The organism is Plantactinospora sp. B24E8, from assembly GCF_039871735.1.
GTDB lineage: Bacteria > Actinomycetota > Actinomycetes > Mycobacteriales > Micromonosporaceae > Plantactinospora.
The window spans coordinates 41,076-55,157 of sequence record NZ_JBDPMH010000022.1; the positions used below are offsets into that span (position 1 = coordinate 41,076).

Genomic DNA, 14,082 nt, shown 5'->3' on the forward strand with positions numbered 1-14,082 from the left:
TCCAACCGGGTCGGCTCCTCGGCGGTACCGACCGGTCCGGCCGGGTCGGCCGCACGGTCGGCGCCGAGGTGACAAGCCCACCGGGACGGGTATCCGGCGGAACGAGCTTGGAGAGGGGACGACCGATGCAGCTGTCCTTCCTACGCCCGATCTGTGCCCGTCCCGGCCCCTGGGCGTCGGTGTACCTCGACGCGTCCCGGGACACCCACGACGCCCACGCCGCGCTCGACGTACGGTGGCGCAACCTCCAGGAACGCCTGGCGGAACAGGGGACCGACCGGGACACGCTCGCCGCCCTGGACGACGTGGTCCGGGGCCACGAACCGATGCCCGGCGACTACGGGCTGGCCGCGTTCGCCTGCGACGGCCGGGTGACGCTGACCGAGTATCTGCCCGCCCCGCCGCTGAAGGACATCGCCGCCTACGGGCCGGTCGCGCACACCATGCCGCTGGTCGCCCAGCGCCGCGACCAGATTCCCTGGGTACGGGTGCTGGCCAACCGTACCGGCGCGGAGGTGACCGGGGTGAGCGCGGGCGGCGTACCGCGGCACGCACACGTCAGGGGCGGCAACCAGTGGCCGATCCGCAAGGTCGACCCGGGTGGCTGGTCGCAGCGGCACTTCCAGCAGGGGGCACAACTGTCCTGGCAGCGTAACGCCAGCGACGCGGCGGCGGCGACCGCCGAGATCGCCGAGCGGGTGGGTGCCGAGGTGATCGTGATCGCCGGCGAGACCCGGGCCCGGCAACTGCTGGCCGACCAGTTGCCGGAGTTCTGGCAGGACCGGATGGTGCAGACCGACGCCGGGTTCCTCGCCGCCGGGGCCGACCAGGGGGCGCTGGACGACGTCACCGTGCAGGCGATCGCCGAGGTGGCCGCCGCGCACACCGACGTCGCGCTGGACAAGTTCGGCATGCAGCAGCAGGTCGGCGAGGGGCTGACGGCGGTGGTCGAAGCGCTGCGGCGCAGCCAGGTCGACACCATGTTGATCGTCGACGACCCGTCCTCGACCGAGCAGCTCTGGATCGGTCCGGAACCGACCGACATCGGGCTCTCCGCCGACGAACTGCGGGCGATGTCGGTCGCCGAACCGGTCCGGGTCCGCGCCGACGCGGCGCTGCTGCGGGCCCTGGCCGGCACCGACGCCGGGGTGACCGTGCTCGACCCGGACCAGGCGCCGGACCTCACCGACGGAATCGGCGCCGTGCTGCGGTACGTCGACGCCAGCACGCCGGCCGGTGGTGGCCGTGGCTGAGCGGGGGAGGGCGGCGATGGGGCGGACAGCGGTGGCCGGCACGGCGCGGACGATCGCCGACCTCGTGGTGGAACGGCTGCGCGCCTGGCGGGTGCCCCGGGTCTTCGGCCATCCCGGCGAGGGGGTGGCGCTGATCGTGGAGTCGCTGCGCCGCGCCGGCGGGGACCCGGCCTTCGTACCCTCCCGGCACGAGGAGGCGGCCGGCTTCATGGCCTCCGGGCACGCCAAGTTCACCGGCGGGGTGGGGGTCTGCCTGGCCACCCAGGGACCCGGCGCGCTGCACCTGCTCGGCGGCCTCTACGACGCCAAGCTGGACAGCAAGCCGGTGGTGGCGATCGTGGGGCAGCAGACACACAGCGCGTTGGGCAGCGCCTACCAGGAGATCGAGTTGCCCCGGCTGTTCAGCGACGTCTGCGCCCCGTTCCTCCGGATCGCGGCGGTGGGCGAGCAGGTGCCGTACCTGGTCGACCAGGCGATCCGTACCGCGGTCTCGACCCGGAGCCCGACCTGTCTGGTGGTTCCGCACGACCTGCTCGGCCAGGAGGTGCCGGACGGCATGCCGCACCCGGACGGCGGCGGGGTGATCGCCGCGTCACCCGGGCTGCCGCCGGCCCGGGTGGTGCCGCACGAACAGGACCTGAACGCCGCCGCCCAGCTGCTCGCCGCCGGGCGGCGGGTCGCGATCCTGGTCGGGCAGGGCGGGTACGGCGCCGCCGACGAGATCATGGAGTTGGCCGACCGGGTCGGTGCCGGGGTGGCCACCTCGCTGCTCGGCAAGCCGGTCCTGGACGAGCGGCTGCCGTACCACACCGGGGTGCTGGGCCAGGTCGGTACCGAGGCCAGCGCGCAGCTGATGGCGGGCTGCGACACCCTGCTGATGATCGGCACCAACGACCCGTGGACCGGCTACTACCCGGTGCCGGGGCAGGCGACCGCGGTGCAGATCGACATCGACGGCAGCCGGCTGGCCACCCGGTACCCGATCGACGTACCGCTGATCGGCGACGCCCGGGAGACGCTGCGCGCGCTGCTGGACCGGATCCCGGCCCGGAACAACCAGGACTGGCGGGACACCGTGGAGATCGCCGTCGACCGGGCCCGGACCAAGACCACCGCGCGGGCCGACGAGCCGGCCCGGCAGGTGAATCCCCGGCTCGTCCTGCACGAACTATCGCCTCGGCTGCCCGTCGACGCCTCGGTGGCGGTCGACGTCGGCTCGGTGACCTACTGGTACTCCCGGCACCTGCAACTACCGCCCGGGGTCCAGGCACACCTCTGCGGCACGCTCGCCTCGGTCGGCTCCGCCCTGCCGTACGCCGTCGCGGCCAAACTCGCCGCGCCGGACCGTCCGGTTCTGGCGCTGCTCGGTGACGGCGCCATGCAGTCCAGCGGACTGGCCGAACTGATCACCGTGGCCCAGCGCTGGCCGGAGTGGTCGGACCCGCGGTTCGTGGTGCTGGTGCTCAACAACGGGGACCGGGGTGGTCGGGCCGGTGACCCGGAGCCGGAGGAGCGGGGTGCGTTCCCGGTCCGGGCGACCGGGGCGGAACCGGACCGGCCGGCGGGTGCGGGCCTGCCCGCACCCGAGGTGATCCGGGCCGGCAACATCCCGTACGCCGGCTGGGCCCGGCTGCTCGGCCTGCACGGTATCCGGGTCGACCGGCCGGAACTGGTCGGGGCGGCCTGGGACGAGGCGATCGCCACGGACCGTCCGACGCTGATCGAGGCCGTGGTCGACGTCACGGCGCCGCTGGAACCCCCGGCGCGGCCCTTCGCCGACCTGCGTGGACTCGCCGCCGACGGGGCCGCCGCGGACGCCGCCGCCCTGCAGTCGCGGGCCCGGACCCTGCGGGAACGGGCCGCGTACGGCGCCGACCTGGGGTAGCCGGATAGTCGGACATAACGGCTGTCTCCCTGAATTTCTCTCGCACGGCCGTTTCCTGCCTGTTTAGACCTGATATGGGCGGGAAGGCTCGCGGCAGTGACCGAGAGAAGGTGAGCCCGGTGCGGGAGATGCAGGAGTGGCGGGCCGTGAACGGGGCCGCGCCGCCGGGGCCGGAGCGGATCGTGTCGCCGGAGAGCACCGCCCGGGTGCTGCTCTCGGCGGCCTCCCGGGCCGCTCGGGGACGGGACTGCGCCGATCTCGGCTACCACCCGCTGCTGTCCCGGTTCCGGGGCGCGCCGGAGGCGGTCCGACGGACCGCGCTGACCAGGGCGGCGGCCCGTACCGCGCTGAGCGGCGAGCAGGTGGCCGGGCTCGACGCCGAACAGGTCGCCCGGTGGATGGTCGAGCACTACCCGCCCCGCGACTATTCCGGCGTGGTCCTCGGGTCGCCGCACGGTGCCGCGGTCCACCTGGCCGCCGCGATGAAGGTGCCGTGGCTGCCGGCCGGGTTCGACGTCGCGGTGCACTGGCCCGGCGGTGCCGTGGACAGCCCGGCCGGGGCGCTCGCCTTCGGTGCCCGGGTGGCCGGCGCGGTAATTCGGGCCAATCCCGGTGTCCGGGTCCGACAGGTGCACGACCCGGCGGGACGGGGGGTGCTCGCCGGATCCATGCTGTCCCTGGTGCTGCGCTGGCACCGGCTGCCCCGGGCGTACCGGGAGTTCCTCGGCACCCGGCTGGCCCCCGGCGCGCCGGTGCTGCTGCTCCGCGACGTCCGTCCGTGGCCGGTGCTCGAGGCCGGCGGTGGGCACAGTTTCCAACTCGGCACCCCGGCCAGTGGTCTGGAACCCGGCGACTTCCGGCCGGACAGCGCGCTGCTCGGTCAGGTGCTGCGGGGGGCGGGCGGAGACGGCGCCAGCTGGGACGCACCGGACTCGGGCCGACCCGGGTACGCCGAGCACGGGGTGGAGATCGGCTTCGAGACCAGCCTGCTGGACTGGGCACGGGCGGCGGGCAACCCGGTGCACCGGGTGCTCTTCCCGGAACCGGAACTGCTGAGCGCGGCCGCCGCCGACGTGTACCGGAGTTGGCTGCGCGGGGCGGGGAAGAGCGGCGACCGCTGCGTGGTGGAGTGCGGCCGGCTGATCGACCCGTGGCAGGTGATCCGGGCCGGCCTGGTGCCGTACTGGTGCGAGAACGCCACCCGGCGCAGCGTGACCGGTGCGGAGTGGTGGCTGGCCGGCAGCAGACCGTTCAGCTCGCTGGACGTGCTGCCCGAACCGCCCGGGATGCGTTCGCCGGCGTTCGCGGGGTTGCCGCAGTGGCTCGCGGTCGCGTCGTTCGGCCGGCGCCGCCGGGCGTTGGACCGGGTGGCCGCCCGCGGGTACCCGGTGGCCACGGTGGCCACCCGGCACGCCACCGAGGTGCTCCGCAACCAGCCGTACGACCTGCCCGTCCCGACCCCGTTGCGGGCGGAGGAGGCGCTGGCCGGACTCCGGGACAGCGGGGCCCCCGAGGGACTCCGGGTCTGCTGAGCGCGGCGGTGGGGTCGTCCCGACGGGCCGGCGGTACGGCCGCCGGCAAAACTCCGCGCGGTAGTCACGTCTCGTGATTGAGTACCTACAGAGCGGGAAGAACGCCGACTGTGACCGGTCGACCACGCTTTGTTGGGGTCAGCGGCGTCCGCTCGGACGTACTCGACTGCTTGTTCGCTTCCGGTTCGGTTGCCGTCTGCGGCACCCGATGACCGGTTGTGCATCCCGGGCGGGGGACTCCTGAGGGAGGCGCGGATGTTCGGACAGATCACCACCACCACACCACCGGCGGAGCGCGGACTGGAGGACCTGGACGCCGCCGCGCTGGCGTACGCCGCGAGGATCGCCGGCCTGCCACCGGAACGACGGCAGGAGGCCCGCGACGACCTCGTCCGGTTCGCCCTGCCGTTCGCCGGCCGGCTGGCCCGACGGTACCGGGGGCGCGGTGAGCCGTTGGAGGACCTCGAACAGGTGGCCCGACTGGGGCTGGTCAACGCGGTCGACCGGTACGACCCGGAACGGGGCTCCTTCACCGCGTACGCCGCGATCACCATCGTCGGGGAGATCAAGCGGCACTTCCGGGACCGGACCTGGGGAGTGCATGTGCCCCGGCGGCTGCGGGACCTGATCCTCGAGGTCGGACAGGCGACGGCGGCGCTGACCAGCGAGCTGTCCCGGGCGCCCAGTGTCGCGGAGCTGGCCGCCCGGCTGGAGACCCCGGAGGAGGAGATCCTCGCCGCGCTCGAGTCCGCCGCCGGCTACAGCCCGGCCTCCCTCAACGCCCCGGTCGGCGGGGAGAGCTCGGCCGAGTTCGGTGACCTGGTCGGCGAATCCGACACCGACCTGGAGTCGGTGGACGACCGGGTCACCGTCAGCGGGCTGCTCGGCCGGCTGCCGTGGCGGGAACGGCGGATCCTCGCCATGCGGTTCTACGGCAACCAGACCCAGGCCGAGATCGCCGCCCGGTTCGGGATCTCACAGATGCACGTCTCCCGGCTGCTCTCCCGCGCGCTGACCTGGCTGCGGCAGGCGATGCTCGCCGACACGCCCGCGCCCTGGCAGTCCGGTACCGGGGAGGCGGCCGGTACGTCGGCCCGGCTGACCGTGCGCCGGACAGGAGACCGGGTGGTGGTCGAGGTGACCGGGGAGGTCGACCGGGACATCGCCGAGCAGTTGCGTCAGGCGGTGACGGAGGCGGTCTCCGCCGAAGACCCGGCCGAGGTGGCGATCGACCTCACCGACATCAACCGGCTCGACGGCCCGGCGCTGGCCGCGCTGGTCGCCGGCCGGGACGCCGCACACCGCGCCGGGGTGCGCTGGCGGCTGGCCCGGGCCCAGCCGGCGGTCCAACCCGCGCTCAGCTCGGCCGGCCTGGTCGCGCTGCCCGCCGACTGACCCGGCAACGCCTGCCCTGCCGTGCCCGTCGAATGGCCGACGGGCGCGGTTGGTGGGTCGGTCACCGCTCCTGCTCCTCGTCCCCCGACCTCGCCTCCTCCTCTTCCTCGCTGCGGGCCCGCCCGGTCCGCCAGCGGCGGCTCTCCGAGCCGCCCCGGTCGGTGCTGTCCATGGACTCGTCCGGTTCGGCCGGTTCGAACGCCGGCCGGCGTACCTCGTCCGGCTCCGGTACCTCGATGGGCCGGGCGCCGGACCGGGCCGGCGGGTGGTGGCGGACCGCCGCCGGCGCGCCGTGCGCGCCCTCCGGACTCGGCATCTCCGCCTCCGGATGTCGGACCTCGTGCCGCAACTCGTCGCGCAGCCCCTGGGGCGGACGGGTCGACCGCTGCGGCAGGTCCCGGCCGAGGTCGGCGACGAGGGGTCCGTACTTGTCGTCGAAGGCCGGGCGCTCGGACCGGATCCGGGGCATCCGGTCGAAGTTGCGCAGCGGCGGCGGGCAGCTGGTGGACCACTCCAGCGAGTTGCCGAAGCCCCACGGGTCGTCGACGTCCACCATCCGGCCGAACCGCCACGACTTCCAGACGTTGTAGATGAAGAACAGCGTGGAGGCGCCGAGCACGAACGAGCCGATGGTGGAGACCATGTGCAGCGTGGTGAACCCGTCGTCGGCCTGGTAGTCGGCGTACCGCCGGGGCATGCCCTCGGTGCCCAGCCAGTGCTGGACCAGGAACGTGCTGTGGAAGCCGACGAACATGGTCCAGAAGTGGGACTTGCCGAGCCGCTCGTCGAGCAGCCGGCCGGTCATCTTCGGGAACCAGAAGTACACCCCGCCGAAGGCGGCGAAGACGATCGTGCCGAACATGACGTAGTGGAAGTGCGCCACGACGAAGTACGTGTCCGTGGTGTGGAAGTCGACCGGCGGGCTGGCCAGCAGGACCCCGGTGAGCCCGCCGAACAGGAAGGTCACCAGGAAGCCGATGGCGAACAGCATCGGGGTCTCGAAGGTGATCTGGCCCTTCCACATGGTGCCGATCCAGTTGAAGAACTTCACCCCGGTCGGTACGGCGATCAGATAACTCAGGATGCTGAAGAACGGCAGCAGCACCTGCCCGGTGCCGAACATGTGGTGCGCCCAGACCGTCATGGAGAGGATCGTGATCGCGACGGTGGCGAGGACCAGGCCCTTGTAGCCGAAGATCGGTTTCCGGGAGAAGACCGGGATGATCTCCGTGATGATGCCGAAGAACGGCAGCGCCACGATGTAGACCTCGGGATGGCCGAAGAACCAGAACAGGTGCTGCCAGAGCAACGGTCCGCCGGTGGACGGGTCGTAGACGTGCGCGTTGAGTCTGCGGTCCGCGTAGAGCGCCAGCAGCGCCGCGGCCAGCAGCGGGAAGACGAAGATCACCAGCACGCTGGTGAAGAGCATGTTCCAGGTGAAGATCGGCATCCGGAACAGCGTCATCCCGGGGGCCCGGAGGGTGAGGATCGTGGTGATCAGGTTGACCGCGCCGAGGATGGTGCCGAGGCCGGACAGGACCAGCCCGATCACCCACATGTCCGGTCCGATGCCGGGGGAGTGGTTGTCGCCGCTGAGCGGGGTGTACGCGGTCCAGCCGAAGTCGGCCGAGCCGCCGGGGGTGAAGAAGCCGCCGATCACGATCGAGCCGCCGAACAGGTAGAGCCAGTACGCCAGCGCGTTCAGCCGGGGAAACGCCACGTCCGGCGCGCCGATCTGCAACGGGACGATGTAGTTGCCGAACGCGAAGGCCAGCGGGGTGGCGAAGAGCAGCAGCATGATCGTGCCGTGCGCGGTGAAGAGCTGGTTGTACTGCTCCGGGGAGAGGAACTGCAGCCCCGGCTGACCCAGTTCGGCGCGGATCAGGATCGCCATGATCCCGCCGATGATGAAAAAGGCGAAACTGGTGATCATGTAGAGCAGACCGATCTGCTTCGCGTCGGTCGTACCCAGGAACCGGATCAGCGTGCTGCCCCGGACCGCCTTGCGTAGCGGGCCGGGATAGCCCCCGGTGCGCGCCGGCGCCAGGATCAGCGGTCCACGATCCCGCCCCGGTTCGGTGACAACCCGTTTCGGCATCCCACTCACCCCGTGCACAACAGCCTCAGTCAGGACGGAGCAGCGGCTACCCGGTATCCGGACCACAAAACCCGGCACCAGGGAAATTTCCGATTTTTTCGCTGGGAAGCTCCGAAACCGGACTTCGGGTGACGTGGTCAGGAGCGGGGGCGTCGGCGGCCGGTCACCAGGCTGAGTCCGATCATCGCGACCCCCAGCCCGAGGTGCAGCCAGTTGTCGGCGCTGTTCACCGGAATGAAGTTGGCCGCGCTGTCCTGGTCGATCGCCAACCCGTAGACCCAGAGCACCAGGTAGACCGCGCCGCCGCCGACCAGGAAGACCCGGGCTCCGGTGGCGGTACGGGCCAGCGCCAGCCCGACGACCCCGGTCGCCAGGTGGATCAGGTTGTGCAGCATGGAGACCCGGAAGACCCCGAAGAGGTGAGCCTCGGAGTTGCGGGCGGCCATCTCCAGGTCGTCGAAGTTGGTGGTGACGTCCGGGATGAAACCGAGCACGCCGAGCGCCAGGAAGACGAAGGCGACCGTGACCGCGGCGGTGCTGATCGGGGTTTTCGCCGATCTCGGCATGGTGGCCGTGGAACTGTGCCGGCTCATCGCGCAACACCTCCGGATGCGTTGGTCACCGGCAACCGGTGCACCTGCTCGTACAGCTCGAGGTAGCGGCGGGCCATGGTGGCCGGGGTGAACCGCAGACCCGCCTCCTGCCGGCACTCCCGCTCGTCGAGGCGGGCGACGTCGGCCACCAGGTCGGCCAGGCCGTCGCCGTCGTCGGCGAGCAGCCCGGTCCGGCCGTGCTCGACCAGCTCGGGCAGACAGCCCCGGCCGACCGCGAGCACCGGGGTGCCCAGGGCCAGCGACTCGATCACCGCCGTGCCGCCCGGCTCCTCCCAGCACAGCGGGAAGAGGCTCGCCCGGGCGTTCGCCACCAACTCGTCCCGGGCCGCGCCGGCCACCATCCCGACCCAGCGCACCCGTACGTCGTCGACCAGCGGCGCCACCTCTTCGCGCCAGTACCGGACGTCCGGGTTCTGGCCCGCCTCCGGACCGGCGGCGGCCAGCTCCTCCGGCCGTCGGTACGGCCCGACCGGCCCGGCCAGCACCAGGTCGAATCCGACCTCGTGGGCGAGCCGCGCCCCGAGGTGCTGCCCCTTGCCCGGGGTGATCCGGCCGAGGATCACCAGGTGGTCGCCCTTGTCGCCGGGCGCCCGGCGGTCCGCGTCGACCGCCAGCGGGGTGGCCAGGTGCACGTGCCCGACCGCGTGCTCCTGTAGCGCCTTCGGCGCCCGGGCCAACTGGGCTGCCGAGACGCCGTTGACCCGTACCCGGTCGCCGCCGTCGACGTACCCGTAGAGGTCGGGGTGCTTGCCCAGGTCCCAGTGCAGGGTGTGCAGGGCGGGCCGGGCCCGCGGCCCCATCGCGGTGAGGACGGCGAGCCCGACCGCCTCGACGTGGTCGTGCACCAGGTCGATGTCGTCGCGGTCGCGCGCCGCCCGGACCACCGCGTTCTGGTGTGCGTGCGCGATTCCCATCACCTGGTTGTACGGGCGCTGCAGGGCGGCGAACTGGCCGTCCGGGAAGACCGACAGCAGTTCGTCGACCTCCAGGGTGCTGTCGGCGACCGAGGCGAGCACCACCCGGACGCCGAGCCGGCGCAGCTCGGGAACCAGCGTGGCGACCACGTTCTCGATCCCGCCGTACCCCGGCGGTGGTACCGCCAGCCACGGGCCGGCGTTCATCAGCACGGTCAGCCCCATCCCCGGCACCTCCCGCCCGCCCGCCCACCGGGCCCGCCTCGACCCCGTCGAGCCGCCCGGTCGCCGGCCCGGCCGGTGGTCGTCCCGACCGCGGGTTCGACGGCGGCCACCGGCGCCCCGCCGGTCATACCGGCGCTCCGCGCAGCGAGTCCCGCAGCTCGACCAACGGTGGCCGCTCCCGGACCGAGACGTCGCTGACCACGATCTCCCGATCGAGGTTCGGCAGCGCGGTCCGGCCGTCCCGGCGGAACTGGACGAGCAGGTTGCCCGGCGGCTCGTCCCCGTTGACCCAGCCGCGCCGGCACAGCCGCTGCCACACCGTGTGCAGGATCTGTCCGGACATCCGGCCGAGTGCCTCGGTGTCCTGGTGCCGGTGCAGCCGCTCGCCGAGGTCGACCTGGGCGAGCGCCTCCAGGCCGCACATCTCCAGCAGGTCGATCAGCATCGCGGTCTCGACGCCGTAGCCAGAGACGAACGGGACCCGCTCCAGCACGTCCCGTCGGCCGGCGTACTCCCCGGCCAGCGGCTGGACGAAACCGGCCAGCTCCGGCCAGAAGAGGTTGAACAGCGGCCGGGCCACCAGCTCGGTGACCCGTCCGCCGCCCTCCGCCTCGATGCCGCTGGTGCCGACCAACGGCCGGTGGTAGAAGCCCTTCACGAACGCGACCGACGGGTCGCTGAGCAGCGGACCGAGCAGCCCGGTCACGAAGTGCGGGCGGAACTCCCGCAGGTCGGCGTCGACGAAGGCGACCACGTCACCGTCGGAGCCGGCCAGGCCGGCCCAGAGCGCGTCGCCCTTGCCGTCGAGCCGGGGCAGCCCCCGGGTCATCTCGTCCTGGCTGATCACCCGGGCCCCGGCCGCCGCCGCCACCGCGGCGGTCGCGTCCCGCGACCGGGAGTCGACCACCACCAGCTCGTCGACCAGCGACACCTCCTCGACCAGGTACGCGCGGATCGCCGCGACGATCGCCCCGACCGTCGCCTCCTCGTCCCGGGCCGGGATGACCACGCTGACCGTCCGGTCACCCTTCATGTGGGCGAGTTGTCGGGCCGTCCACTGTTCGGCCGCGCCGGTACGGCGGGTGGACCATGCTTCGAGCGCTGGTGACACGGCCGTTCGCGAGCGCCGCATGGGACCAACCTCCCCAGAGTGCCTCGGCCGGAGCCCTCGACGGTCTCCGGGCAGCCCCACGGCTTTCCCCGCCGACCGGGGTCTAACCAGCGCCGTGGCCGGCCCGTCTCCCACCGACCGCCGGGCGGCCCGGGCGGCCCGTGGCTCAGGGGCGTAGCACCACCATCCCGAGGTTCGCGCGGGCCTCGATGAGCTCGTGTGCCGTCGCCGCCTCGGTGAGCGGAATCTCCGCGTGTACGACCGCCCGCAGCCCTTCGTCCCGGTGGAGTTGCCAGAGGTGCTCGTGGTGCCGGTCGTACAGGTCCCGCCCTGTGTTGACGAACCGGGCCATGGTGAATCCGGTTGCTGACGCCGCGCGCCGGTCGTACCCGCGCCGTTCCGGCCCTGGGTGGCGCGGGAGCCTCGGCCGCGCCGACGTGCCGACGGACGTCGATGCCCTCGGTCGCCGGGCCGGCCGCCCGGTCGGCCGGGTGGGCCCGTACCCGCCGGTTCCGACATCCGGTCCGAGTCCGGACGAGACACCGGCCCGGCCGGGCAGCACATTCGCCGGGGAGTCGCGTACCGTTGCCGGACATGGGTGTGTCGCAACGGTTGAAGACCAGGTTCCGGCGTTTCCTCCAACGACCGGGTACCACAGTTGATCTGGCGCCGCTGGAGAAGCTGCTGCCCACGATCGAGGCACGCGAGGAGGACCTCACCGAGCTCACCGACGAGGAGCTCACCGAGGCGGCCGGCCGGGCCGAGGACTTCGTCGAGATCTGCGCGGTCGGCCGGGAGGCGGCCCGACGCGGTCTCGACCAGCGGCCGTACGACGTCCAGCTGCTCGGCGCGATGTCGCTGCTGGCCGGCAAGGTCGCCGAGATGGCCACCGGTGAGGGAAAGACGCTGACCGCCACGATCGCCGCGTACGGACACGTCCGGCGCGGTAACGGGCCGGTGCACGTGCTCACCGTCAACGACTACCTGGCCCGCCGGGACGCGGAGTGGATGGAGCCGGTCTACCGGCTGCTCGGGCTGAACGTCGGCTGGGTGACCGAGGCCTCCACCCGGGAGGAGCGGCAGGTCGCGTACGCCTGCGACGTCACCTACGTCTCGGTCAGCGAGGCCGGCTTCGACTTCCTCCGCGACCAGCTGGTGACCGACATCGACGACCGGGTGCAGCCGCCGCTGACCACCGCCATCGTCGACGAGGCCGACTCGATCCTGATCGACGAGGCCCGGGTGCCGATGGTGCTCGCCGGTGCCGTCTCGGGTGAGCAGGACCCGGTGCACACCGCCGCCGCCGTGGTGCGCGGGCTGCGTCCCGGCCGGCACTACCTGGTCGCCGACGACGGTCGCAGCGTCGCCTTCACCGACACCGGCCTGGCCGAGGTCGAGTCCCGGCTCGGTGGCATCGACCTCTACGACGACGAGCACGTCGAGCAGCTCTCCGCGGTCAACGTCGCACTGCACGCGCACGCCCTGCTGCACCGGGACGTCGACTACATCGTCCGCAACGACGGGGTCGAGCTGATCGACGAGATGCGTGGCCGGGTCGCCCAGCGGCGCCGCTGGCCGGACGGGCTGCAGGCGGCGGTCGAGGCCAAGGAGGGCCTGGACGCCACCGCCGAGGGGGAGATCCTCGGCAGCATCACCGTGCAGGCGTACGTGGCGCTCTACCGTACCGTCTGCGGCATGACCGCGACCGCCGTACTCGTCGGCGACCAGCTGCGGGAGTTCTTCAACCTCGAGGTCGCGGTGATCCCGTCGAACACCCCGTGTGTGCGGGTCGACGACCCGGACCGGATCTACGCGACCCGGGCGGAGAAGGAGGAGGCCCTGATCGAGGAGATCAGGGAGCAGCACGAGACCGGCCGGCCGGTGCTGATCGGCACCCTCGACGTACGCGAGTCGGAGCGGCTGGCGGCGGCGCTGCAGGAGGCCGGGGTGCCGTGCACGGTGCTGAACGCGAAGAACGACGCCGAGGAGGCGGCGATCATCGCCGAGGCGGGCGCGTACGGCGCGGTGACCGTCTCCACCCAGATGGCGGGTCGGGGCGTCGACATCCGGCTGGGTGGCAGCGACCAGTCCGACCGGGACCGGGTGGCCGAGCTCGGCGGCCTCTTCGTGATCGGCAGCGGCCGACACGACAGCCGCCGGGTCGACGACCAGCTTCGGGGCCGGGCCGGCCGGCAGGGTGACCCGGGCCGGTCGGTCTTCTACGTCAGCCTCGAGGACGAGCTGGTGATCCGGCACGCGGCGGACGCGATTCCGCCGTCGCCCCGGATGAACGCCGACGGTCTGGTCACCGACGAGCAGGTCGACTTCGCGGTCGAGCACGCCCAGCGGATCGCCGAGGGGGTCAACCACGAGATCCACCGCAACACCTGGCGGTACAGCGTGGTGATCGAGCAGCAGCGTAAGGCGCTCGCCGAGCGGCGGGAGCGGCTGCTCACCACCGAGGTGGCGGCGGAGATGCTCACCGACCGGTTCCCGGACCGGGCCAAGGAGATGGACGAGGAGCTGCTCTCCCGGGTCGGCCGGTCGATCGCGCTCTACCACCTCGACCGGCTCTGGGCGCAGCACCTGGCGGAGCTCTCGGAGGTCCGGGAGGGCGTGCACCTGCGGGCGCTGGGCCGGCTCGACCCGCTCGACGAGTTCCACCGGTCGGCGGTGCCGGCGTTCAACGCGCTGGTGCCGGAGATCGAGACCCGGACGGTGGAGACCTTCGAGGAGAGCGAGTTCACCGAGGACTGGGAGCCGGACGAGTCGAAGCTGGTCCGGCCGAGCGCGACCTGGACCTACCTGGTGCACGACAACCCGTTCGGCTCCGAGCTCGACCGGCTGATCGCCGCGGTCGGCCGTCGGCTCAGCTCCGGTTCGCGCTGACCCGCGCGGCGGACTCCGACAGGGGCGTCGTGGGTGGCCCGGTACCCGCGACGCCCCCGTCGTCACATTCGTTCTCTCCAGGTACGCGCGGTTTGTCCCCCTGTTCGTCGGGGTAGAAGCGCGGGTCGTACCGGCGCGGGGCCGGCGACGCACGGGAGAGGCGACC

General features: G+C 72.7%; 10 protein-coding genes. 5 read left to right on the plus strand and 5 right to left on the minus strand.

Annotated elements, in window-relative coordinates; all coding sequences use genetic code 11:
* The first annotated feature begins 125 nt into the window (after positions 1–125).
* The 4 genes from ABGB21_RS25635 (at position 126) to ABGB21_RS25650 (ending at position 6,065) form a co-directional block, all read left to right on the plus strand.
* The gene (locus ABGB21_RS25635; RefSeq protein ID WP_347657368.1) at positions 126–1,253 is read left to right on the plus strand and encodes a Vms1/Ankzf1 family peptidyl-tRNA hydrolase; all 1,128 of its coding nucleotides are present in this window, start codon (positions 126–128) and stop codon (positions 1,251–1,253) included.
* A gap of 16 nt (positions 1,254–1,269) precedes the next feature.
* The gene (locus tag ABGB21_RS25640) at positions 1,270–3,138 is read left to right on the plus strand and encodes a thiamine pyrophosphate-binding protein (RefSeq protein ID WP_347657369.1); all 1,869 of its coding nucleotides are present in this window, start codon (positions 1,270–1,272) and stop codon (positions 3,136–3,138) included.
* A 128-nt stretch (positions 3,139–3,266) separates the two neighbouring features.
* On the plus strand, positions 3,267–4,670 hold the full coding sequence (locus ABGB21_RS25645; protein WP_347657382.1) for a hypothetical protein: 1,404 nt from the start codon (positions 3,267–3,269) through the stop codon (positions 4,668–4,670).
* Positions 4,671–4,925: 255 nt separating this feature from the next.
* Positions 4,926–6,065 carry a SigB/SigF/SigG family RNA polymerase sigma factor gene (locus ABGB21_RS25650; protein ID WP_347657370.1) on the plus strand — a complete coding sequence of 380 codons (1,140 nt, stop codon included), beginning with the start codon at positions 4,926–4,928 and terminating at the stop codon, positions 6,063–6,065.
* Positions 6,066–6,126: 61 nt separating this feature from the next.
* On the opposite strand, the gene ctaD is transcribed toward ABGB21_RS25650, so the two are convergent.
* From ctaD to ABGB21_RS25675, 5 genes are all read right to left on the minus strand, one after another.
* Positions 6,127–8,163 (minus strand): cytochrome c oxidase subunit I, encoded by a 2,037-nt coding sequence (gene ctaD, locus ABGB21_RS25655; RefSeq protein WP_347679916.1) that lies wholly within the window; start codon positions 8,161–8,163, stop codon positions 6,127–6,129.
* A gap of 137 nt (positions 8,164–8,300) precedes the next feature.
* The gene (locus tag ABGB21_RS25660; protein WP_347679918.1) at positions 8,301–8,756 is read right to left on the minus strand and encodes a DUF4383 domain-containing protein; all 456 of its coding nucleotides are present in this window, start codon (positions 8,754–8,756) and stop codon (positions 8,301–8,303) included.
* Entirely contained in the window at positions 8,753–9,916 is a 1,164-nt protein-coding gene (locus ABGB21_RS25665; protein ID WP_347679920.1) for a glycosyltransferase, read from the minus strand. The genes ABGB21_RS25660 and ABGB21_RS25665 overlap by 4 nt, the downstream gene beginning before the upstream one ends.
* A gap of 124 nt (positions 9,917–10,040) precedes the next feature.
* Positions 10,041–11,048, minus strand: a complete 1,008-nt coding sequence (locus ABGB21_RS25670; RefSeq protein WP_347657374.1) for a glucosyl-3-phosphoglycerate synthase — start codon at positions 11,046–11,048, stop codon at positions 10,041–10,043.
* Between the two features lie 145 nt (positions 11,049–11,193).
* The gene (locus ABGB21_RS25675; protein ID WP_347679922.1) at positions 11,194–11,379 is read right to left on the minus strand and encodes a hypothetical protein; all 186 of its coding nucleotides are present in this window, start codon (positions 11,377–11,379) and stop codon (positions 11,194–11,196) included.
* 242 nt (positions 11,380–11,621) lie between these two features.
* Here ABGB21_RS25675 and secA2 point away from each other — a divergent pair, with 242 nt between their 5' ends.
* Complete coding sequence (gene secA2, locus ABGB21_RS25680) at positions 11,622–13,916, plus strand: accessory Sec system translocase SecA2 (RefSeq protein WP_347679924.1); 2,295 nt, start codon at positions 11,622–11,624, stop codon at positions 13,914–13,916.
* Positions 13,917–14,082: the final 166 nt, after the last annotated feature.